20 protein-coding genes are annotated in these 21080 nt (G+C 60.9%); 9 read left to right on the top strand and 11 right to left on the bottom strand.

The window, feature by feature from the left end; genetic code table 11:
• Positions 1 to 63 precede the first annotated feature (63 nt).
• The 8 genes from ACWF8S_RS06845 to ACWF8S_RS06810 all read right to left on the bottom strand — a co-directional run bounded on the left by ACWF8S_RS06845 (position 64) and on the right by ACWF8S_RS06810 (position 8175).
• On the bottom strand, positions 64 to 1059 hold the full coding sequence (locus ACWF8S_RS06845; RefSeq protein ID WP_447556101.1) for a septal ring lytic transglycosylase RlpA family protein: 996 nt from the start codon (positions 1057 to 1059) through the stop codon (positions 64 to 66).
• Positions 1056 to 2075, bottom strand: coding sequence for a lytic murein transglycosylase B (gene mltB, locus ACWF8S_RS06840; RefSeq protein WP_447556100.1), 1020 nt, complete (start codon positions 2073 to 2075; stop codon positions 1056 to 1058). The genes ACWF8S_RS06845 and mltB overlap by 4 nt, the downstream gene beginning before the upstream one ends.
• A gap of 37 nt (positions 2076 to 2112) precedes the next feature.
• Positions 2113 to 3273 carry a rod shape-determining protein RodA gene (gene rodA / locus ACWF8S_RS06835; protein ID WP_447556099.1) on the bottom strand — a complete coding sequence of 387 codons (1161 nt, stop codon included), beginning with the start codon at positions 3271 to 3273 and terminating at the stop codon, positions 2113 to 2115.
• Positions 3273 to 5180, bottom strand: coding sequence for a penicillin-binding protein 2 (gene mrdA / locus ACWF8S_RS06830; RefSeq protein ID WP_447556098.1), 1908 nt, complete (start codon positions 5178 to 5180; stop codon positions 3273 to 3275). Before mrdA ends, rodA begins: the two co-directional genes overlap by 1 nt.
• 62 nt (positions 5181 to 5242) lie before the next feature.
• Positions 5243 to 5710 (bottom strand): 23S rRNA (pseudouridine(1915)-N(3))-methyltransferase RlmH, encoded by a 468-nt coding sequence (gene rlmH / locus ACWF8S_RS06825; RefSeq protein WP_447556097.1) that lies wholly within the window; start codon positions 5708 to 5710, stop codon positions 5243 to 5245.
• 36 nt (positions 5711 to 5746) lie between these two features.
• Positions 5747 to 6136, bottom strand: a complete 390-nt coding sequence (rsfS, locus tag ACWF8S_RS06820) for a ribosome silencing factor (RefSeq protein ID WP_447556096.1) — start codon at positions 6134 to 6136, stop codon at positions 5747 to 5749.
• 78 nt (positions 6137 to 6214) lie between these two features.
• Entirely contained in the window at positions 6215 to 6871 is a 657-nt protein-coding gene (nadD, locus tag ACWF8S_RS06815; protein ID WP_447556095.1) for a nicotinate-nucleotide adenylyltransferase, read from the bottom strand.
• Positions 6868 to 8175 (bottom strand): glutamate-5-semialdehyde dehydrogenase, encoded by a 1308-nt coding sequence (locus ACWF8S_RS06810; protein ID WP_447556094.1) that lies wholly within the window; start codon positions 8173 to 8175, stop codon positions 6868 to 6870. The genes nadD and ACWF8S_RS06810 overlap by 4 nt, the downstream gene beginning before the upstream one ends.
• Before the next feature lie 231 nt (positions 8176 to 8406).
• Here ACWF8S_RS06810 and ACWF8S_RS06805 point away from each other — a divergent pair, with 231 nt between their 5' ends.
• The 3 genes from ACWF8S_RS06805 to ACWF8S_RS06795 are packed head-to-tail and all read left to right on the top strand — an operon-like array spanning position 8407 to position 11603.
• Positions 8407 to 9258 (top strand): hypothetical protein, encoded by an 852-nt coding sequence (locus tag ACWF8S_RS06805; protein ID WP_447556093.1) that lies wholly within the window; start codon positions 8407 to 8409, stop codon positions 9256 to 9258.
• Entirely contained in the window at positions 9255 to 10187 is a 933-nt protein-coding gene (locus ACWF8S_RS06800; RefSeq protein WP_447556092.1) for a diguanylate cyclase domain-containing protein, read from the top strand. The genes ACWF8S_RS06805 and ACWF8S_RS06800 overlap by 4 nt, the downstream gene beginning before the upstream one ends.
• An 18-nt stretch (positions 10188 to 10205) precedes the next feature.
• Positions 10206 to 11603 carry a bifunctional DedA family/phosphatase PAP2 family protein gene (locus tag ACWF8S_RS06795; RefSeq protein ID WP_447556091.1) on the top strand — a complete coding sequence of 466 codons (1398 nt, stop codon included), beginning with the start codon at positions 10206 to 10208 and terminating at the stop codon, positions 11601 to 11603.
• A gap of 10 nt (positions 11604 to 11613) precedes the next feature.
• Here ACWF8S_RS06795 and ACWF8S_RS06790 read toward each other — a convergent pair whose 3' ends face one another.
• The 3 genes from ACWF8S_RS06790 to mpl are packed head-to-tail and all read right to left on the bottom strand — an operon-like array spanning position 11614 to position 14288.
• On the bottom strand, positions 11614 to 12237 hold the full coding sequence (locus ACWF8S_RS06790) for a LysE family translocator (protein WP_447556090.1): 624 nt from the start codon (positions 12235 to 12237) through the stop codon (positions 11614 to 11616).
• Positions 12238 to 12266: 29 nt separating this feature from the next.
• Entirely contained in the window at positions 12267 to 12911 is a 645-nt protein-coding gene (locus ACWF8S_RS06785) for a flavin prenyltransferase UbiX (protein WP_447556089.1), read from the bottom strand.
• Complete coding sequence (gene mpl, locus ACWF8S_RS06780) at positions 12912 to 14288, bottom strand: UDP-N-acetylmuramate:L-alanyl-gamma-D-glutamyl-meso-diaminopimelate ligase (RefSeq protein WP_447556088.1); 1377 nt, start codon at positions 14286 to 14288, stop codon at positions 12912 to 12914.
• Positions 14289 to 14504: 216 nt separating this feature from the next.
• Here mpl and ACWF8S_RS06775 point away from each other — a divergent pair, with 216 nt between their 5' ends.
• From ACWF8S_RS06775 to ACWF8S_RS06750, 6 genes are all read left to right on the top strand, one after another.
• Complete coding sequence (locus ACWF8S_RS06775; RefSeq protein ID WP_447556087.1) at positions 14505 to 14891, top strand: glutaredoxin family protein; 387 nt, start codon at positions 14505 to 14507, stop codon at positions 14889 to 14891.
• Positions 14892 to 15272: 381 nt separating this feature from the next.
• Positions 15273 to 16844 (top strand): ABC transporter substrate-binding protein, encoded by a 1572-nt coding sequence (locus ACWF8S_RS06770; protein WP_447556086.1) that lies wholly within the window; start codon positions 15273 to 15275, stop codon positions 16842 to 16844.
• 132 nt (positions 16845 to 16976) lie between these two features.
• Positions 16977 to 18026 carry an ABC transporter permease gene (locus ACWF8S_RS06765; protein ID WP_447556085.1) on the top strand — a complete coding sequence of 350 codons (1050 nt, stop codon included), beginning with the start codon at positions 16977 to 16979 and terminating at the stop codon, positions 18024 to 18026.
• Positions 18023 to 18967 (top strand): ABC transporter permease, encoded by a 945-nt coding sequence (locus ACWF8S_RS06760; protein WP_447556084.1) that lies wholly within the window; start codon positions 18023 to 18025, stop codon positions 18965 to 18967. The genes ACWF8S_RS06765 and ACWF8S_RS06760 overlap by 4 nt, the downstream gene beginning before the upstream one ends.
• A gap of 7 nt (positions 18968 to 18974) precedes the next feature.
• Positions 18975 to 19991, top strand: coding sequence for an ABC transporter ATP-binding protein (locus ACWF8S_RS06755; protein WP_447556083.1), 1017 nt, complete (start codon positions 18975 to 18977; stop codon positions 19989 to 19991).
• Positions 19988 to 21073 (top strand): ABC transporter ATP-binding protein, encoded by a 1086-nt coding sequence (locus tag ACWF8S_RS06750; protein ID WP_447556082.1) that lies wholly within the window; start codon positions 19988 to 19990, stop codon positions 21071 to 21073. The genes ACWF8S_RS06755 and ACWF8S_RS06750 overlap by 4 nt, the downstream gene beginning before the upstream one ends.
• Positions 21074 to 21080: the final 7 nt, after the last annotated feature.

Below are 21080 nucleotides of genomic sequence, written 5' to 3'. Positions count from 1 at the left end.
ACTCACTTCTCACTTGCATAAATAGAGCGTCAAAAAAACCGTAAAGGACCGTGGGTGACTCGATTATCTCACAACAAACACCTGAGAGAAGCCCGCCCGACTGAGCGCCGTGCGCGCCTGCTGCTCCTGACCTGGCGCCATGGGGCCGACCTGTACACGATGGATGTCACCGTCGCTCAACACGCGAACCGAGTGTAAAAGCTCATCACCCAGGCGTTGCTCCAGCTGACGTGCACTTTCTTCACTCCCCAGGGCGGCAATCTGCAGGTAGATCTCCTCGCTGCCCGCCGGGCGTGGCGATACGGGAGGCGCCGAGGGCGAGCTCGCGGTCTGTGCAGGGGGCTGCGGACGCTGAGGCGCCGGCTGGACAGCGGGGGCTGCCGATTGCACGGGTGCCGCGCTCGGCGCGGCATTGCCCCCCCGACTGGCAAGCCACTGCTGCGGATCAATGGCCTCCACTCGCACGGAGCCGGTGCCATTATCCAGAAAGCCCAGTCGGGCGGCGGCGGCGTAGGAAAGATCGATTTCGCGATCGCTGTGGAACGGGCCGCGATCATTGACGCGCACGATCACCGACTGGCCGTTGCTCAAGCTGGTGACACGAGCAAAGGTCGGCAGCGGTAGCGAGCGGTGCGCCGCCGACATCTTGTACATGTCATAAATTTCACCGTTGGAGGTGGCGTAGCCGTGAAACTTTTCACCGTACCAGGAGGCGGTACCCTGCTTGGCGTAGCCCGAAGCGCTGGGCAGCACGTGGTAGGTTTCCCCCCACACTTCGTAGGTAGAGCGATTGCCCGCCCGGGAAGGCTCTTCCACGCGCGGCTGGGCGTCCGGCACTTCGCTGACATCCGGCGGCTCGAGCGGATAGGCATCGCCGGTCATCGCGTAGCGACCACCACTGCTGGTCGAGGGCTTGCTGGCCGCCGCCGAGGCGGCTTCCCGCGGAGGATGGTCGGTGTTCACGGTAGGCGGCGCGCTTTGGCTTGCGCATCCCGTGACCAGCGCCGCCAATGCCATACCCACGCCTAGAACGCGCGCCTCTTTGAAAAATGAGTTCATCCTTGATCCTCAAGCGTTTGCGCAATGGCCTCGGCAAGTTCCGTCACGACCATCGCGTAAAGATGGCTGTGGTTATAACGAGTGATGACATAAAAATTGTATTCGCCGACCCTGTAACGCATTTGACCATCGGCGAGTTCGAGTTCAAGCGGGATGATCTCGAGCGCAGGATCGAGCGCCTGGTCAGGTTCGAGTCCCGCCTCTCTTGCCTGGGTCACGGTAGTCTCAGGGGCGCTGGTCTGGTTGAAGTCGAGTGCATCCAAGCCATCTCCAAAGCCCTCTGCTTCATGATAGATCGGCGCGCCAGGCCGCCAGTTGTGTTCGGCGAAGTAGTTGGCAACGCTGCCGATCGCATCGACGGGGTTTTCCCACAGATCACGCCGCCCGTCGCCATCAAAGTCCACCGCATAGGCCTGATAGCTGGTAGGAATGAACTGGGGATAGCCCATGGCGCCGGCATAGGAGCCGTCGATGCTTTCCGGTGCGACCTGCTGCTGGTAGGTGATCTCGAGAAAGGCGGCCAGCTCGCCGCGGAAGAACGTCCCCCGGCTAGGGTGATAAAAGGCGAGCGTGGCGAGTGAATCCAGCACCCGGTGCTGGCCCTTGAAGCGGCCGTAATAGGTCTCTACCCCGATAATCGCCGCGATGACCTCGGCGGGTACGCCGTACTCCTGCTGCGCGCGCTCGAAAGCCTCGGCATGAGCCAAGATGAATTCGGCGCCCTGAGCGATACGCTCATCGCTGATGAAGATGTCACGGTATTCATGCCACATCAGACGCCGCTCGGCCGCCCCTTCCATCGCATCAAGCACGCTCTGGCTGAACGTCGCCTGATCGAGCGCCTGGGTGAGCCACGCCTCGGGAATGCCCTGGACACTCAATTCCTCGACCAGTTGCTGAGTGGCTGGGTTATCGTCAGGGGCCAGGGAGATGGGCTCCTCGCCTGCCGATACCGGGCCTGAGGCGACCAGCGCCGCCAGAAAAAAGCCGCTGACTCTACTTTGGGTCCTGCCCATTACCACCACTCCTTTGTAAACGTATCGCGTCCCGAGGTCAGCGCGACAGCAGCCGCCGATGGGCGTGTATCGACATGAGAATACCGAAGCCTGCCAGCAAGGTCACGCTCGATGTCCCCCCGTAGCTCACCAGCGGCAGCGGCACCCCCACCACGGGCAGAATACCGCTCACCATGCCCACGTTGACGAACACATAGATAAAAAACGTCAAGATGATACTGCCGGCAAACAGCCGCCCGAAGGTGTCCTGAGAGCCTGTCGCCAGCCACAGTCCGCGGCTGACAATCAGGGTGTAAAGTGCCAGCAGCACCAGCATGCCGACCAGCCCGAACTCTTCACCGAGCACCGCGATGATGAAGTCGGTGTGGCGCTCGGGAAGAAATTCGAGCTGGGACTGCGTCCCTTCAAGCCAGCCCTTGCCCCACACCCCGCCACTGCCTATGGCGGTGGTGGACTGGATGATATTCCACCCCGACCCCAGCGGGTCGCTGTCCGGGTCAAGGAACGTCAGCACGCGCTGGCGCTGGTAGTTGTGCATGTTCATCCACAAAAGCGGCAGCGCCGCGCCGGCCATCGCCCCTATGAACGCGATCAGTCGCCAGGAGAGACCGGCAAGCAGCACGATCAGTACCGCCGCGCTGGCAATCAGGAGCGAGGTGCCCAGATCGGGCTGGATGGCGGTCAATACCACCGGCACACCGATAATCACCGCGCACACCGCAATATCGCGAAACCGCGGCGGCAGTTGGCAGCGGTTGAGGTAGGCGGCCACCATCAGGGGCACCGCCAGCTTCATCATTTCCGAAGGCTGAAAGCGGATGACGCCCGGGATCTCGAGCCACCGCTTGGCGCCCATCCCGATATCGCCGACGATCTCCACAGCCAGCAGCATGGCCAGACCGAGGCCGTAAGCCAGCGGCGCCCAGCGCAAGAACGTGGTCGGGCTGAGCTGGGCCAGAACACACATGACGACCAGTGCGATACCAAAGCGGGTCGCCTGGGCAATCACCATCTCGATACGCTGGCCCGAAGCGCTGTAGAGTACCAGCAGCCCACCCGCCATCAGGGCCAGCAGCATCGCCAAGAGCCAGGGGTCGATATGCAGGCGCTCCCAGATGCTCTTGCGCCGGGCAATGCCGCTATCCGGCGGGCGAACCGGGTGGCGGCGAAAACTGCGCGGAAGCGGCCAACTCGTCATCAGGTGCCCTCCACGCTGGCGCTGTCGTTTTCAAGCTCATCGAGCACTTCTTCCGCCGCGGGAGCATTGTCTCTTAAAAGCCACGCGTCGGTCATCGCGCGGGCCAGGTGGGCGGCGTGAGTACTGCCGCCACCGGCGTTTTCGACAATCACGGACACCGCAATCTGCGGCGCTTCGATGGGGGCGAACGCCATGAACAGCGCATGATCGCGCAGGCGCTCTTCCAGCTCTTCGGCGTTATAGCGCTGATCCTGGCCAAGAGAGAACACCTGGGCGGTACCGGATTTACCCCCCATACGGTACTCAAGCCCCACACCGGTGCGCCGCGCGGTTCCTTCGCTGCCGGTCAGCACCTTTTCCATCCCGTTGAACACCCGGTCCCACCAGCCATCGTTACTCAGCTGTATATCATCAAGGGTATTGGGGAGTACTTCGGGCAGCGCCTGGCTACCTATCTCCTTGGCCAGATGCGGCTTCACCCAATGGCCGCGATTGGCCAGGGTAGCCGTGGCGCTGGCCAGCTGCAGCGGGGTAATCTGCCAATACCCTTGGCCGATTCCCACCGAAAGCGTTTCCCCCGGATACCAGGGCTGGTTGAAGCGCGCGCGCTTCCACTCCCGGGAAGGTAACAGGCCGGTGCTTTCTCCCTGCACATCAAACGCTACCCGCTGGCCAAAGCCGAAATTGCTCATCTGTTCATGAATGCTGTCGATTCCCAGATCGTGGGCCAGAGAATAGAAGTACGTATTGTTGGAAACGGCCAGTGCCCGCTCCAGATCCACTCGTCCATGGCCCCAGCGCAGCCAGTTGCGGTAACGCCGGGAGTCATTGGGTAGCTGATAGTAGCCGGGGTCGTTGATCGTGCTGTCCGGGGTAATCGCCCCCTCGACAAGCCCCGCCAGGGCCAGGAAAGGCTTGACGGTCGAACCCGCCGGATAGTGGCCACGAATGGCCCGGTTGAACAGCGGAAGGTCGATATCGTCCTGCAGCGCCCGATAAGAGGCGACATCGATACCGGTGACGAACTGGTTACTATCGAAGCCGGGCGTGGAGACCATGGCCAGAATTTCGCCAGTGGCGGGAATAATGGCCACAATCGACCCGCGTCGACTGTCCAGAAGCTCGTAGGCGAGCGTCTGCATCGATTTATCCAGGGTCAGGGTCAGGTTCTGGCCCGGCACGGGATCGGTGCGGCCAAGCTCTCTAAGCACGCGCCCCCGGGCGTTGGTTTCCACCTTGCGAAACCCCGCCTCGCCGTGAAGCTCCTCTTCGTAGAAGCGCTCCACACCCGTCTTGCCAATAAAGTGGGTCCCGGCGTAACGGCCCGTATCCAGCGTCTGCAACTCTTCGGCGTTGATACGTCCCACATAGCCAAGCGCATGGGACATGATTTCGGCGTCGGGATAGTAGCGCAGAAGCTGCGCTTCGACTTCCACCCCCGGAAGGCGATGACGGTTGACGGCAAGCCGGGCGATTTGGTCCTCGCTCAGATCACTCATCAAAAGGGCTGGCTGAAAGGGGCGCTGACGCTGACGTGATCGCACGTTGAACGCCTCGATCTCCTCTTCGGGCAGCGCCAGAAGCTCGACCAGAAGCGCCAGGGTCTCGTCCAGATCGTCCACCCGCTCGCGCACCAGGGTAAGATTGTAGGTGGGGCGATTCTCAGCCAAAAGCACCCCATTGCGGTCATAGATCAACCCGCGATTGGGCGGCAGCGGCTCGACACGCACGCGGTTCTTTTCCGAACGGGTCGTGTAAAGCTCGTGCTGCACGATTTGCAGATATGCCAGACGGCTGGTCAGCAGACCGGTCAATACCATCACGAACAGGATCGCCAGCAGCGCCCTCACCCGGAAAATACGAAGTTCCTGCTCGGCGTTTTTTAGCGTGTCTCGGCGCTTGCGCATAGCAACAGACAACTCTTGAATCTGGCACAAGGCGCCGCTGGCCTGAAGCCCGGGCGATGCGCCTAGCGGTGGTAAGGATGACCGATGAGTAGCGTCCACGCCCGGTAGAGCTGCTCGGCGAGCAGGATGCGCACCAGCGGGTGCGGCAGCGTCAGTGCCGAAAGTGACCAGCTCTTGTGCGCCAGAGCGGAAACGGAAGGCTCCAGGCCATCCGGGCCGCCGACCAGCAGGACAATATCCCGCCCTTCCATGCGCCACTCGCCTACTTCGCTGGCAAGCTGTTCGGTGCTTATGCGCTTGCCTTCCACCTCGAGCGCGACCACGAGCTCATCGCCACGCAGCTTTTCGCGAATGCGCTGGCCTTCTATCGCGCGTGCCTTGGCGATATCGGCGTTCTTGCCGCGCGGCCCGAGGGCTATCTCCTCGATTTCGAGATTGAATTCCCGGGGCAGACGCTTTTTATAGGTGTTGACACCCTCTTCCACCCAGGCGGGCATCTTGGTGCCCACCGCCAGCAGTCGCACTTTCATGAACCGACACTCATCACCACGCTCACCTTGAAACCTTCACGACATCGTGATCCGCTGGTCGGGCCGCTGAAGCGTTTCATTGATCGCACTTTCACTATCGCTGGGCAGATCCGCCCAGAGCCGCTCGAGATCGTAAAGCGCGCGCGCCTCGGGCATCATGACGTGAACCAGCACGTCACCCAGATCGACCAGCACCCAGTCGGCGTTATCGCCGCCTTCCACACCCTGGGGCTTGAGGCCTGATGCCTTGGCTTTTTCCACCACGTTCTGCGCCAGCGCCGACACATGGCGAGTCGAGGTACCGCTGGCGATCAGCATCAGATCGGTGACTTGGGTTAATTGTGAAACGTCCAGCTGGGTAATATCACGGGCCTTGAGTTCTTCTAGCGCGTCAATCGCCAGGTTTTTCAGTGTATCGATGTGCATGACTCCTTGGATAACCTCGTATGGTGGTCACTCAACAGCGGGCCATTGTAACGGCTTCTTTAACGACTACCAGCGCTATTAGCGACTTTGATAGAGCCCGCGAGCAAAAATATGTCTTTCCACCGCCTCGGGCAGAAGATAGCGTACGCTTTTACCCTCTTTAAGACGTGCGCGAATGTCGGTTGCCGATATCGCCATGCGCGACTCCAGCGCCAGCGACAAGAAGCGCCCGCGAGAATGCTCCATCATGTTGGCCACTGTATCGACTTCACGATCGCCCACCAGTTCCTTCAACGGCGTCGACCAGGGCGATTGATAGCCGGGCCTTGCGATGACCACCAGGTGAGCCTGCTCGAAAATCGCTTCCGGGCGCTGCCACTCGGCCAGGCGCAGGAAAGTGTCATAGCCGACCACCATGACAAGCCGCGCCTTGTCACCGTACTGCTGGCGAAGCTCTTCGAGAGTATCGGCACTATAGGAAGGTCCTTCCCGGGCAAGCTCACGATCATCGGCCACAAGCCCCTGGGTATCGCCGACGCCGGCCTGCAAGAGCGCAAAGCGCTCCTGAGGGGAGACCTGAGGCGTATCGCGAAGCGGGGGTCTGGGTGCGGCCACCATGTGAAGCCGATCAAGGCCCAGTGCCTCGCGCACTTCCAGCGCGCTTCGCAGATGGCCCAGATGCACCGGGTCGAAGGTGCCGCCCAGCATGGCGACTTTAGGAGCCGAGACGCTCATTGGCGAACCTGGCCCTCGCCCAGCACGATATATTTCTGCGTGGTCAAGCCTTCAAGGCCCACCGGCCCCCGGGCGTGAAGCTTATCGGTGGAAATGCCGATCTCCGCTCCCAGGCCATACTCGAAGCCATCGGCAAACCGGGTCGAGGCGTTCACCACTACAGAGCTCGAATCCACATCGGCCATGAACCGCCGGGCGAGCGAGTAATCCTCGGTCACGATGGCGTCGGTGTGCTGCGATCCATACTGCTCGATATGGGCCATCGCCTCTTCGATCCCCTCTACCACCTTGATGGCGAGAATGGGCGCCAGGTACTCCTCCTGCCAGTCCGCTTCCACCGCCTCAAGGGCCTGAGGCAGCAAGGCGCGCGTTCGCTCGCAACCGCGAAGCTCTACCTTGTGCTCAGCGTAGGCGCGGGCGAGTTCGGGCAAGAGAATATCGGCAATGTCGGCATCGACCAACAAGGTTTCCATGGTATTGCAGGTGCCGTAACGGTGGGTCTTGGCATTGATTGCGATGGCCAGCGCCTTGGCCGGGTCCGCCGTGGCATCGATGTAGACATGGCAAACGCCGTCGAGGTGCTTGATGACGGGCACTTTAGCCTCGCTGGAGATGCGCGCGATGAGTGATTTCCCCCCGCGCGGGATAATCACGTCCACGAACTCGGGCATGCTGATCAGCTCGCCCACCGCCGCGCGGTCCGTCGTGGCGATCACCTGCACCGCTTTTGAAGGCAGCCCCGCCTGCAAGAGCCCCGCCTGCAGACAAACGTTCAATGCCTTGTTGGACTCATAAGCCTCGGAGCCGCCCCGCAGAATACAGGCATTGCCCGCTTTCAGACACAGACTGGCCGCTTCGATGGTAACGTTGGGGCGGGATTCGTAGATGATGCCGATCACACCCAGCGGTACGCGCATCTTGCCCACCTGGATACCGGAGGGACGATAGGTCATTGCACTGATCTCGCCCACCGGGTCGGGCAGCGCGGCGACCTGGCGAAGCCCGGTAATCATGGCATCGATACGGCGTTCATCCAGCGCCAATCGATCCAGCAGCGCCGCATCCAGTCCGTTTTGCCGACCGCGCGCCAGATCCTCGGCGTTTGCCCTCAAAAGCGTGGGCCTGGCATCATCGAGCGCCTCTGCGATAGCGCCGAGGGCGCGGTTCTTGGCACCAGTATCGGCTGAGCGAAGCTCCTTCGCCGACGCGCGGGCGCCCAGCCCCACTTCCTTCATGTAAGCGGGCAGGTCACCGGCGGCTAACGCTTGAAGGGCACTGTCGTGATCGGCACTGGCAACGCTCATGCTCTCTCCTAAAATTTATGCACAAAAATAGTGTTGTAATACGCAATATTCGTCACGTAACTGACCCGTTGGCAGGGTATCTGTCAACAAGACCCGCAGGAAACATCTAAAAACATTAACACCCCAAAACAAAACAAACTAAACGTTATAATGAGTTGTTCACCGCTTGCGTCCCGCGCCACATAAAACCTGTCAGGTCACACTCTCAAACAAGGTCAATAGTAAGCCACCATGGAAAACAAGTACAAAATACGCCTTTTGAGAACCAACCTGTTTCTTGCCGCCACGGCGCTGGTGTTCTGGACAATGGGCGCGCCGGCCCTGGCCGCCGTTGCCCTTTGGGCCGGGGCGCTCTGGCTTTTTTTAACCGCCTTTTTACTCGATTTCACCCTTCGCCACTCTCGCGATCTATCCTGGCAAATGCTCACCAGCGGGCTACTGTTATGTCTGATTGCCGCGGCCCCCGAGCGCCATAGCATTCTCGTCTGGGTATGGGCGGCGCTTTTCATGCTGCCGCAAAACCGCGTCATGGTTGTCTTCAATGTCACCGGCGCCCTCATCAGCTGGCTGCTGGTGGCGTTCAGCACCACCTACGCCCAGGCCTTGATGCTGCTGCTCGCGCTTGTCATCTTGAGCCTTCTGGCCACCGCGCAAAGCCGCTGGCTGATCAACTTGAACGGCACCATACGCCAGCGCCTGCGCCTGATACCGGGGCTGAATCTATGGGCCAGTGAACAGTTGCTCCGAGACCTGACCCGTGAGCAGCTACGCGCCGAGCGCGAGAATATCTACGCGGAGGTATTGATTATTCAGGTCAAGCGCCACCAGCTCTGGTCATCCGCACAGCGGCTTTGCGAGCTTGCCCACGGCTTTGAAAACGTCTATCGCCTTGACTCTACCTCGCTTGCGGTTTTACTTCTGTGTCGCGACAGCGAGGCCGGCGCCCAGCGCCGCCGCATACTTTGCGACAGTCTCTCGGGCAGCATGGTCTACCAATATATTCCCTTAACCGAACTCGATATGTCGAGCGTCACCCTGGAGTCGCTCAGCCTGCGCTTCATACCCGAAAGGTCCACCGCATGATCAAGTGTTCAGCGCCCAGGTCATTGATGACCCTGGCTTACACCATCTGTCTGTTACTCACGGTCAGCTACACGGTATGGCTTTACGCCATGGGCTATTATCGGGAACTGCTGGTGCCCATGTTCGTCACCTTCTTGCTGACGACGGCGCTGTTGCTGCATTACGGGCAGGCTCTGAGCCCTTACGGCCCCCGCGCCATATTACTGCTAAGCGCCTACATAAGCGTTTCATCGGCGCTGTATTTCGGCCTGACAAACTCCATGCTCTGGCTGGGCCTGCCCATGGCGGCGGCGTTTGTGCTGCTACCCCACTGGAGTGCGGTAGGCTTGAACATCCTTTACACGCCGTATCTGTGGCTGCTTCCGCCCGGCGAAGTCACCTTTTTTCCTTTCCCGGTAGACTATCTCGCCCTGATATTGATGTTTGCCCTCCCCCCGTGGGAGCTGGCCAGACGGCGTGCCCTTCTAAGAGCCTCCGACCCCAACGACAGCGAATGCAGCGCCTACCATATCGATACCCTCAAAGAGCGCTTGCACAATGAATTCCAGCGCGCGTCATTGCTCGACAAGCGCCTGGCCGTGCTGGTGATACATCTCCCCCAACTGGACATGGCCGAGGAGCAGTTCGGTAACCGAGCAAAGAAGGCGTTGCTGGAAGCGCTTTGCAGCGAGGTCAACAGCCGCTGTCGCGATCATGACCTTCTGGGCCGGGCCGGTGGGGCGAGTTTCTGGGTGGTGCTGCCGGACACCAGTGAAAGCGGCGCACTTCTGGTTCGCGAGCGTCTTTATCGGGCGCTCTCCAGACGGGTATTGATCGAAACCGGTCCGCTAGAGGCGCGTATTGGCGTATGCTTACCCCGGCCTGACGAGCTGTTCGCCCCCTACATCCAGCGTCTGGAACATTTATCCCGAGCGCTCTACCGCGGTTAACAATGAATGGAGTTATCTGTGCCTCTAGCTGAGCAGTTGCTGGATCTGTCACTTTCCCCGCTTACCCTGCTTCTATTGATCTTTTTGATTTCGGCCCTCGAATCTCTGGCCGTCGTAGGGCTTTTGGTGCCGGGCGTGGTGCTGGTCACGGCGGCGGCCTCCATGGCAGGTCACCAGGGAGTCGAACTGCCCTGGCTTCTGGTTGCCGCCTTTGTCGGTGCGGTGGTGGGCGACGGTGTGAGCTTCAAGCTCGGCTACGATTATCGTGACCAGGTCACCCGACGCTGGCCGCTCGCCCAGCATCCGGAGTGGCTGGGGCGGGGGGCGCGCTTTTTCGAGCGTTACGGCATCTACTCGGTATTCATCGGCCGCTTCGTGGGCCCGGTACGTCCGATCATTCCCCTGGTCGCCGGCATGATGCGCATGCCGCCGCGCACCTTCTTGCTGGCCAACGTAAGCTCGGCAATCGTCTGGGCACCCGCCTACGTGCTACCGGGCTATCTGCTGGGGCATACCTGGCAGCGCTACCTGACACTTCCGGCCAACATCGAAACCGCCGTGTTTGTCATCGCGGCCATGGTAGTGATACTGGCCGTGGTGTTCTCCTGGGGGCGGGCCCAGGTGGGTCGCCACGGCGCTCTTTATTTGATCACCGCCCGGGCCGCTCGGCGCCTGCCCTTCACAAGGCGCCCCTGGCTTGCCATGAGTCAAAGTGGTGAGGTACCGCTGGCGTCGCTTCTGCTCTTGATCATCGCTTTTACCAGCTTTTGCGCCTGGACGCTCTATGTCGTGCAGTACGATGGCCCGCTGGCGCTCGATCTACAGGCGCAGAGACTTTTCGACTGGCTGCGCACCGGGGCGCTCGTTACCGTGAGCCTGGGCTTTGCCAAGCTTGGCGACAAGCTGGGCATCGTGGTCTTGATGCTCCCCTGGGGGCTCTGGCTTCTGGCTCGCAAACGGCTCGACGTTCTTCTTCACTGGGCAGCCGCACTAGGTGGGGTGGCACTGCTGAACACCTTAGGGAAGGCCTTTTTCGGCCGCGCCCGACCGGATACGCCAGACTACCTCACCGGCTCGCTTTCCTATCCCAGCGCGCATACATCGGGTTTTGTGGTGGTCATCGGCCTTGCCGCGGCGTTTATCGCTGCCGAGTGTCCACGAAACCGGCGCCTCTGGGTGTACTGGGTGGCTATCTTGCTGGTGGTGCCCATGGCGCTTTCACGTCTGTTGCTGGGGGTACACTGGCTAAGCGATCTGATCGGCGGAGCGCTGCTGGGGCTTGTGGTCTGTGCGCTGGTCAGACTCTACTGGCAACATCGCCGGCGTGCGCCGCTCCCCTCCTGCCCGCTGACGCTTCTACTGAGCGCCACTGTGGTGCTGATGGGTCTGCGTATCGGCTTTCTACCGCCGGTCTGAGCGGGCTCGGTTAGCCAAGCGCCAGCCATAGCCCCACGCCAATCATCAAGGTACCGGCGATGCGGTTCATCAAGCGCACGTTGCCGCTTTTACCCAGCGTGCGACGCAGGGTCTTGCCGCCGGTGGCATAGACCATCATGCTGGCGAACTCGATCATCAGAATCACCGAGATCAGCACGGCTAGCTGCAGGGCCAGCTCTTGCGAGCTATCCAGAAAAGGCGGCAGCAATGCGACGAAAAACGCCCACCCCTTGGGATTGGCAATCGCGGTGACAAAGCCCTGTATGGCCAGTTGAAGCCGCCCCGCCGGCAGGCCCGTCTCGAGTTCCGCGGGAATCGCCATGCGCCCCCGGGAGCGCCACATCATCACGCCCAGGTAAACCAGGTACGCCCCGCCGACCCACTTGAACACCGTAAAAAGCGCCGGCTGCTTGAGCATCAAGGCGGCCACGCCGGCACCGGCCGCCGCTGCCACGAGCCCTACACCGACCAGCTCGCCCATCATCATCCACAGGGTGCGCTTGATGCCCTGGGTCATGCCCAGCACCATGGCCAGGGTCATGCACATGCCAGGGGTGAGCGATACAAACAAAAACGTCGGGATAAAAACGGAAAGTGTCGCCCACGACAGCATATGGCTGAATCCTTGCGTGAATTGACGGGTTACGAGTCGGCGGTGTGTTCGCCCCAGCGGGGCATGAGTGTGTGCGCGATACCCAACTGGTTGAGAATGCGCGCCACGATGAAATCGACGAGATCCTCGATCGAGTTCGGGCGGTGATAAAAACCGGGAGCAGCGGGCAGCACGACCACGCCAAGGCGGCTCAAGGTCAGCATGTGTTCCAGATGTATTGCCGAGAACGGCGTCTCCCGGGGCACCATGACCAGGGTACGCCGCTCCTTGATGGCGACATCGGCGGCGCGCTCGATCAGATTGTTACTTGCCCCTGTGGCCACCGCCGAGAGCGTTCCGGTGGAGCATGGACAGATCACCATGGCCGAAGGCGCCCCGGAGCCCGAGGCCACCGGGGCCATCCAGTCCTCGCGCCCGAAGCAGCGAATCTGGCCCGGCTGCGCGCCGCTTAGCGCCGTTAGCGCCTCCTGCAAACGTTCGGGCTTGGCAGGAAGCTCCACGTCGGTTTCCGTGGCAATGACCATGTGGGCAGCCTTGGAAATCAGCACCCATACTTCATGACCCGCGCTTACTAATACCTCGATAAGGCGCAATCCGTACTGGGCGCCGGAGGCGCCAGTCAGCGCCACGCTGATCGGGGCCTTGAAGCCGGGTATGCTGTTGCGCTCCTCCATTCAGACCTCCCTGGCAGCCAGTGCCTTCAAAAGACGCTCGTGAACCCCATCGAAACCGCCGTTGGACATGACCACGATGCGGTCCTGAGGCAGCGCCTTGGTCACCACGGCGTCGACAAGCTCATCGATATCATGATGAAGCTCGCTACGCGCCTGCTCGTCAACCAGTGACGCCATCGACCAGTCAAGCCCTGCGGGTTCGAACCAGAACACGGCGTCGGCGTCGTCGACGCTCGCGCCCAGACGCTCGCGCAGAGCGCCCAGACGCATGGTGTTGGAGCGCGGCTCGATGACCGCCAGCAGACGCCCATTCGGGGTAGCCGCGCGAAGCCCTTTCAGAGTGGCCGCAATGGCCGTGGGGTGATGGGCGAAATCATCGATCACCTGGATGCCCCGAACCTCCCCGCGCACCTCCTGGCGGCGCTTGGGCGTTTGAAAACGCGAAAGCGCAGCACAGGCCCGTGGCAAGCTCATCCCCAGACGGTGAGCGCAGGCGAGTGCGGCCAGCGCGTTGCGGGCGTTGTATTCGCCGGTCAAGCCCCACTCGACCACGCTGTCCTCTGCCGTCTCGTCACTTTCAAGAATCACCTTGAAACGGCTGGCGTCCGCACACTCCAGCTCGTAGCGCCAAGGGCTTGTGGTTTCACTGCCAAAATAGGCCAGGGGCGACCAGGCGCCCATGGCCAGCACGCGCTCCAGCGCGCTTTGCCCATCGGCGACCAGCAAGAGTCCTTGGCCGGGCACGGTGCGCACCAGGTGATGGAACTGACGTTCGATAGCCGCCAGGTCCGGGAAGATATCCGCGTGATCGAACTCCAGATTGTTGAGAACGGCGATATGAGGCCGGTAGTGAACGAACTTGGAGCGCTTATCGAAAAACGCCGTATCGTACTCATCGGCCTCCACCACGAATGGCGCATCCGGCGCCCCCAGGCGTGCCGAGACGCCAAAGTTGCGCGGCACCCCGCCAATCAGAAAGCCGGGCTCGAGTCCGGCACTTTCCAGAAGCCAGGCCAGCAGGCTCGCCGTGGTGGTCTTGCCATGGGTGCCCGCCACGGCAATCACCTGGCGGCCGGGCAGCACGTAGTCGGCCAGCCACTGAGCACCCGAGGTATAGCGAAGATCGAGGTTGAGCAATGCCTCGACTTCAGGGTTGCCCCGGGAAAGCGCATTCCCCACGATGACCAGATCGATATCCGCATCGAGATTGCGCGGGTGATAGCCGCTTTGCAAGGTTATGCCGGCGTTTTCCAGCTGGGTACTCATGGGCGGGTAGACATTGGCGTCCGAACCGCTCACCTGATGGCCAAGCTCCCGGGCCAATAACGCCAGGCTGCCCATGAAAGTGCCACAGATACCGATAATATGCAGACGCATGGGATTTACCCCCTCCCCGTCATCGCCTTGGCCAAAGATCCAGAAAAAGCGTAAGAAATCAGTCGCTGAGCCTAGCACGCCTTTACGCCGGGCTCACCTTCGCAGCTCAAATAATCGTGGCGCATGTGACAACGTGCGCGGTTTGTTGCAGGATGCGTCCACCCTTTATTGACGATATCGATCGAGCGGGGGCTTTCCCTGCTTCTGGAGTGCACGATGCGTAGTGTGATTCGTACCTTCTTTCGCGGCGTTCGCCTGGTAATGGCGCCCTTCATGCTGGCCTCGGAAAAGCTGTCCACCCCCAAGGCCATGGAGCGCAGCCCACAAGAGCAGGCAGAAGTGGACAAGGCCTGCGAAGCCCTGGCGCTTTATCAGTTTCGTACCTGCCCGTTTTGCATCAAGGTGCGCAAGGAGATCGCCCGCCTTGGCCTGAATATCGAAGCCCGGGACACCCAGCATGACCCCGCCCACAAACAGGCTCTGCTCGAAGGTGGCGGCAAGCCCAAGGTTCCCTGCCTTGCCATCGAGCATGACGACGGGCACATTCAGTGGCTGTATGAATCCAGCGACATCAACCGCTGGCTTCACCAGCGCTTTGGTTGATCGCGCTTTTTTTACAAGCGTCTTTTTCGATAAGTGTCTTCCTGCGACGACCAGCCAAGCGACAGGCAAAAGGCGCTCGGGCGGTTGTCTCGGGCATTTTCCCGCAAAGGGGCAAGGCGCGGCCACCGCCTCTCCCTGGCGTGAAGTCAAAGGTCAAAACATACGTTAGTTTTATTTGATGGATGAGGCGCCATGCGGTCTGCAGGCGACTCATTCAGTAGATGAATGAAGCGTGTCATTTTTTCGATTGTATGCAGTAACGCCCACTCTTTATGTTAATGGCATAGCTTGCAAGCTGACCATGTCTGCCTTGTTGGGGCGATGTCCGACTCATTGACCCCAGCAGCGCTGAATAAAAAATAACGAACGACGGGAACAACCATGACGCTTAAAAAGACGATCCTCGCCTCCGTGATCGGTGCCGCCTTCGCGGGTACCGCCCTTCTGCCCATGGCGGCAAGCGCTGAAACGCTGCGTATCGGCTACTCCGCCGACCCGGAAACCCTGGACCTTCACGAACAGCTCTCCGGCGGCGTACTGCGTTTTTCGCATATGGCCTTTGACCCTCTCGTGCGCTGGACCAAGGATTTCCAGTTCGAGCCGCGCCTGGCCACCGAGTGGGAGCAGACTGACGACACGCATATGCGCATCACACTGCGCGAAGGCGTCACGTTCCACTCCGGCAACGAGTTTACTGCCAAGGACGTGGTATGGACCATCGAGCGCTTGAAGGAAAGTCCGGACTACCGCGCCATCTTCGAGCCCATCGAAAGCGCTGAAGCCGTCGATGACTACACCGTCGAAATCACCACGACCGAGCCCTACCCGCTGCTGTTGAACCTGGCGACCTACATCTTCCCGCTGGATAGCGAGTTCTATACCGGCGAGACCGACGACGGCAACGACAAGGCAGAAATGGTCAAGGCGGGCAACACTTTCGCATCGCGCAATGCCTCCGGCACCGGCCCGTTCAAGGTGACCAGCCGCCGCCAAGGTGTTCGGGTCGATCTCGAACGCTTCGAGGACTACTGGGACAGCGAGAGTGCAGGCAACGTCTCGCAGATCGTCTTGACCCCGATTGCCGAGAACGCCTCGCGCGTGGCTGCGCTTCTCTCCGGCAGCGTGGATTTCATCGACGCTGTACCGCCCAACGATCTTGATCGCGTTCGCGACGCCCAGGGCGTGAACCTGGTGGAAGTACCCGGCACCCGGATCATCGGCTTCCAGCTCAACGAAGAGCAGGTCGAAGCGTTCCAGGACGTTCGCGTCCGTCAGGCCATTGATCTGGCCATCAACCAGGAAGGCATCGCGGATCGACTGATGCGCGGCTTTGCCACGCCGGCAGCCCAGTTCTCGCCGGAAGGCTACCCGGGTCACAATCCGGACCTGACCCCGCGTTACGATCTCGAACGCGCCCAGGAACTCATGGCCGAAGCAGGCTACGAGGACGGTTTCTCGGTGGACATGATCGCGCCGAACAATCGCTATGTGAACGATGCGCAGATCGCCCAGGCCGTAGCGAACATGCTGTCGCGCATCAACATCAACGTGAACCTGCGCACCATGCCGCTGGCCCAGTACTGGCCGGAGTACGACGAGCGCGCCTCGGATATCGCCATGATCGGCTGGCACTCGGATACCGAAGATAGCGCGAACTTCTTCCAGTATCTCTCCTTCTGCATCGATGAAGAGAGCGGCGCCGGTCAGTACAACTACGGCAACTACTGCAACGAGGAAATCGATGCGCTGGTGACCGAAGCCGATAGCGAGATCGATCTCGAGCGGCGCGCCGAGATGCTTCAGGAAGCCGAGGCCATGCTTTATGAAGACGTGGGTTTCGTCATGCTGCATTGGCAGAACCTGGCATACGGCGCCGCTGAGGGCGTGGATATCGAGCCCGTCGTCAATGCCACCGACTTCCCTTACCTGGGTGAGCTGGTGATCAACCGCTAAGGCTATCAACCACCCCGATGCACGGATGCTTCGCTCCCCAGTCACCTGGGGAGCGATGTGTTTTATGCCGCCCGCGCGGCACGCCTGAGCCCCTATTTCTCTATCCAACCTATTACATAGGTGGCGTACGCCATGATTGCTTTTCTCATCAAGCGGCTAATGCACGCTGTACTGGTGATGTTCGTCATCAGCCTGCTGGCCTTTGCCATTCAGGACAACCTCGGTGACCCGGTGCAGCAGATGGTCGGTCAGTCAGTGCCGGAGAGCGAGCGCCAGGCGCTTCGCGAACGGCTAGGGCTCAACGACCCCTTTCTGGTGCAATACGTACGGTTTGCCAAGAACGCCGTTCAGGGCGATTTCGGCAACTCCTACTTCTACGGGGAGCCGGCTCTGGAAGTGATCGGCCGCCACCTGCCCGCCACGCTCGAGCTGGTCTTCGCCGCTACCCTGATCATCGTGCTGCTGTCGGTACCCATCGGCGTGTACAGCGCCATCAAGCCGCGCTCGCCTTTTTCGCGCTTTTTCATGGGCGCCTCGATTATCGGCATCTCGATTCCGGTCTTTCTGACCGCCATCGTGCTCATCCAGATTTTCTCGATCGGTATTACCGTCACGCTCTTCCCCGAATCCACCGGCTGGGGAAGCGGGCTCAACCGCTTCTTCTCCACTCAAGGCAGCATGCCCTCCTTCGGGCGTGGTTATGACCTGGTTCACGTGTTCGGCAACTGGGACACCAATCTGGTCACGCTGAGCGGTCTTCAGCATCTGGTGCTGCCCGCCGTGTCACTGGCCTCGATCATGCTGCCGCTGTTCATTCGCTTGATTCGCGCGGAAATGATGGAAGTGATGCAGTCGGAGTACGTCAAATACGCCCGCGCCAAGGGAATATCCATGCGCCGGGTCTATTTCGTCCATGCTCTCAAGAACACCATGTTGCCGGTGATCACCGTGGGGGGCGTGCAGATCGGCACCATGGTGGCCTATACCATCCTGACCGAGACCGTTTTCCAATGGCCCGGCATGGGGCTGATGTTCCTGGACGCCATCAACCGCGCCGATATACCGCTCATAGTGTCCTACCTGATGATTGTCGGCGTCATTTTCGTCGTCACCAATACCGTGGTGGATCTGATCTACGGCTTTGTGAACCCCACTGTAAAACTGACTGGTAAGCCCGCATGACAACGCCTACGACAGCAACGACACCCAGCCGCTGGGAGCGCTTTCGCGACTCTTACGTGTGGTACAGCTTCAAGCGTGACCGTACCGCCCAGCTTTGTCTGGCCATCTTTCTCTGCCTGGTGGTTGCCGCCTTTGCAGCTCCTTTGCTGGCGCCCACCGATCCTTACGACCTGCGCCATATCGATATCCTTGACTCCGAACTTCCGCCTTTCTGGATCGACGGCGCCGATGAGCGCTACGCACTCGGCACCGACTCCCAGGGCCGCGATCTCTGGTCGATCGTCTTGTACGGCACGCGTGTCTCGCTTCTGATCGGTTTCGGGGCGGTGCTTCTACAGGCGCTGATCGGTGTCACGTTCGGGTTGATGGCAGGCTATCTGGGCGGGCGCGTGGATGCCCTCCTGATGCGCCTGGCCGATATTCAGCTGTCGTTTTCCACCCTGATGGTGGCGATCGTCGTGGGGGCCGTGGTGAAGGCCACCATGGGCAGCGCCTTTTACAGCCAGTACGCGGTAATCATGCTGATCCTGATAATAGGGCTTGCCGAATGGCCCCAGTACGCCCGTACCGTGCGCGCCTCGGTGCTGGCCGAGCGTGGCAAGGAGTACGTGGACGCCGCCCGTGTCATGGGCCTTCGAAGCCGACGCATCATGTTCCGCCATGTGCTGCCCAATACGCTCTCGCCGATTTTCGTCATCTCCACGGTACAGATCGCCAATGCGATCATTTCCGAGGCGGCGCTGTCGTTTCTGGGCCTGGGCATGCCGGAAACCCACCCGTCGCTGGGTTCGCTGATCAAGGCCGGCTTCGACTATATTCAGTCAGGCTCGTGGTGGATCACCTTGATTCCCGGTGCGGTACTGGTCGTGCTGGTGCTCTCCATCAATCTGTTGGGTGACTGGCTGCGCGACGTCATGAACCCACGACTCTACAAGGGGTGAGAACGTCATGGCACTACTTGAAGTTTCAGAGCTCGACGTACGTTTTGCGCTCAGACAGGGCGAAGTACGCGCCCTGCGCGATGTAAGCTTCACCCTGGACCGGGGCGAGCGCCTGGGCATCGTGGGAGAGTCCGGTGCGGGCAAGTCGGTTGCGGCGTTCTCGCTTTTGAATCTGATCTCCAAGCCCGGCTTCATCGCCGGGGGCAGCATCAAGTTCGAAGGTCAGACGCTCAATACCATGTCCGAGCGTGGGTTGCGACGCGTACGCGGCAACCGCATCTCGATGATCTTCCAGGACCCGATGATGACCCTGAACCCGGTGCTGTCCATCGGAGAACAGATGGTCGAGTGCCTGAAGGCCCACCGGCGCATTTCCAGCCGCCAGGCCCGTGCCATCGCGCTCGACAAGCTCAAGCAGGTGCAGATCCCCTCCCCGGAAAAGCGCCTGGATCAGTATCCCCACGAGCTTTCCGGCGGTATGCGCCAGCGGATCATCATCGCCATCGCGCTTTTGCTCGACCCGGACATCATCATCGCCGACGAGCCCACCACTGCACTCGATGTCACCATTCAGGCGGAGATCATGGCACTGCTGCTGGATCTCTGCGAGCAGCACAACGTGGGCTTGATCCTGATCACCCACGATCTGGGCGTGGTCAGCCAGGTCACCCAGCGCATGCTGGTCATGTACGCAGGCCGGGTCATCGAACAAGGCTCCACCCGGGAAATCATCAACGACCCGCAGCACCCTTATACCCAAGGGTTGATCAACGCCCTGCCCCAGATGGCCACGCCCGGGCAGAAGCTCAATCAGATACCCGGCAGCATGCCGTCACTTTCGAATCTGCCCAGCGGCTGTGCGTTTCACCCGCGCTGCGATTTCAGGATTCGCCCCAACGGCGAGCCAAGAGCGGCGTGCACCGAGCAGGTGCCGGGATTCGTCGGCACGGGGAATTGCCGAGTGGCCTGCCACATGGTGGCGGAAATGATCGAAGACCGTCGCGTGAAGGAGGAAACCCCATGAGTTCCCAGGCGCACAACGTCATCCCGACGCGCGACCTCTCTGTCGATGAGCCGCCGGGGGCGAACGAACAGAGCAGTGAATCGCTTCTGCAAATCCGCGATCTGAAAAAGCGCTTCTCGCTGTCCGGGGATTTTCTCGATCAGCTGCGTTTCAAGAAAGGCAGGATCGTTCGCCATCAGGAGTACGTCCACGCGATCAACGGCGTGAACCTGGACATCAAGCGCGGCGAGGCGCTTTGCGTGGTGGGCGAATCCGGCTGCGGCAAATCCACCGTGGCGCGTACCGTGATGGGGCTTTTAAGCCCTTCCGAAGGCGAGATCCGCTACGCCGGCGAGCGTATCGACCATCTGAACTCGCGCCAGCTCTTGCCCTACCGCAAGCGCATGCAGATGATCTTCCAGAACCCCTACGCGTCGCTCAACCCGCGCATGACCATCCAGCAGACGCTGGAGGAGCCGCTACGCCTTCACCACCCCGAGTGGGACCGCACCACCATTGCCGGCAAGGTGGAGTCGGTGATGCACTCGGTCGGGATCGATCCGGACTGGGGCAAGCGCTTTGGCCACGAATTCTCCGGCGGCCAGCGCCAGCGTATCGCCATCGCCCGTGCGCTGGCGGTAGACCCGGAGTTCATCGTCGCTGACGAGCCGATATCGGCGCTCGATGTCTCCATCCAGGCCCAGGTACTGAACCTTCTGATGGACGCCCAGCACGAGCGAAACCTGACGTATCTGTTCATCACCCACGATCTTGCGGTGGTCGAACACTTCGGCACCCGGGTGGCGGTCATGTACCTGGGAACGGTCTGCGAGATTGCAACGACCGCCACCCTGTTTGAAAAGCCGCGTCATCCCTATACCCAGGCCCTGCTGTCGGCGATTCCTCGTCTTCAGGACGACCGACCTCAGCATATTCGTCTCTCGGGCGAGGTACCCACGCCGGTGAACCTGCCAAGCGGCTGTGTCTTTCACGGCCGCTGCCCTTACGCCAATGCGCGCTGCAAGCAGGAGATTCCCGCGCTTATCACTCAGGATGACGGTACCCGGGTCGCCTGCCACGGCGTTGAAGAAGGCCGGTTATGACCTCGGC

This window comes from Vreelandella xerophytica (genome assembly GCF_968048975.1).
This window is presented reverse-complemented; position numbering and strand designations above follow the sequence as displayed.

Bases quoted from the DNA above. Each gene is read 5' to 3' on its own strand.
- rlmH (WP_447556097.1), bottom strand. From the start codon at position 5,710: ATGAAAGTGCGACTGCTGGCGGTGGGCACCAAGATGCCCGCCTGGGTG.
- ACWF8S_RS06770 (WP_447556086.1), top strand. From the start codon at position 15,273: ATGACGCTTAAAAAGACGATCCTCGCCTCCGTGATCGGTGCCGCCTTC.
- ACWF8S_RS06750 (WP_447556082.1), top strand. From the start codon at position 19,988: ATGAGTTCCCAGGCGCACAACGTCATCCCGACGCGCGACCTCTCTGTC.
- ACWF8S_RS06785 (WP_447556089.1), bottom strand. From the start codon at position 12,911: ATGGAGGAGCGCAACAGCATACCCGGCTTCAAGGCCCCGATCAGCGTG.
- ACWF8S_RS06760 (WP_447556084.1), top strand. From the start codon at position 18,023: ATGACAACGCCTACGACAGCAACGACACCCAGCCGCTGGGAGCGCTTT.
- rsfS (WP_447556096.1), bottom strand. From the start codon at position 6,136: ATGCACATCGATACACTGAAAAACCTGGCGATTGACGCGCTAGAAGAA.
- nadD (WP_447556095.1), bottom strand. From the start codon at position 6,871: ATGAGCGTCTCGGCTCCTAAAGTCGCCATGCTGGGCGGCACCTTCGAC.
- ACWF8S_RS06775 (WP_447556087.1), top strand. From the start codon at position 14,505: ATGCGTAGTGTGATTCGTACCTTCTTTCGCGGCGTTCGCCTGGTAATG.
- rodA (WP_447556099.1), bottom strand. From the start codon at position 3,273: ATGACGAGTTGGCCGCTTCCGCGCAGTTTTCGCCGCCACCCGGTTCGC.
- mpl (WP_447556088.1), bottom strand. From the start codon at position 14,288: ATGCGTCTGCATATTATCGGTATCTGTGGCACTTTCATGGGCAGCCTG.
- ACWF8S_RS06765 (WP_447556085.1), top strand. From the start codon at position 16,977: ATGATTGCTTTTCTCATCAAGCGGCTAATGCACGCTGTACTGGTGATG.
- ACWF8S_RS06790 (WP_447556090.1), bottom strand. From the start codon at position 12,237: ATGCTGTCGTGGGCGACACTTTCCGTTTTTATCCCGACGTTTTTGTTT.
- mltB (WP_447556100.1), bottom strand. From the start codon at position 2,075: ATGGGCAGGACCCAAAGTAGAGTCAGCGGCTTTTTTCTGGCGGCGCTG.
- ACWF8S_RS06810 (WP_447556094.1), bottom strand. From the start codon at position 8,175: ATGAGCGTTGCCAGTGCCGATCACGACAGTGCCCTTCAAGCGTTAGCC.
- ACWF8S_RS06800 (WP_447556092.1), top strand. From the start codon at position 9,255: ATGATCAAGTGTTCAGCGCCCAGGTCATTGATGACCCTGGCTTACACC.
- ACWF8S_RS06805 (WP_447556093.1), top strand. From the start codon at position 8,407: ATGGAAAACAAGTACAAAATACGCCTTTTGAGAACCAACCTGTTTCTT.
- mrdA (WP_447556098.1), bottom strand. From the start codon at position 5,180: ATGCGCAAGCGCCGAGACACGCTAAAAAACGCCGAGCAGGAACTTCGT.
- ACWF8S_RS06845 (WP_447556101.1), bottom strand. From the start codon at position 1,059: ATGAACTCATTTTTCAAAGAGGCGCGCGTTCTAGGCGTGGGTATGGCA.
- ACWF8S_RS06755 (WP_447556083.1), top strand. From the start codon at position 18,975: ATGGCACTACTTGAAGTTTCAGAGCTCGACGTACGTTTTGCGCTCAGA.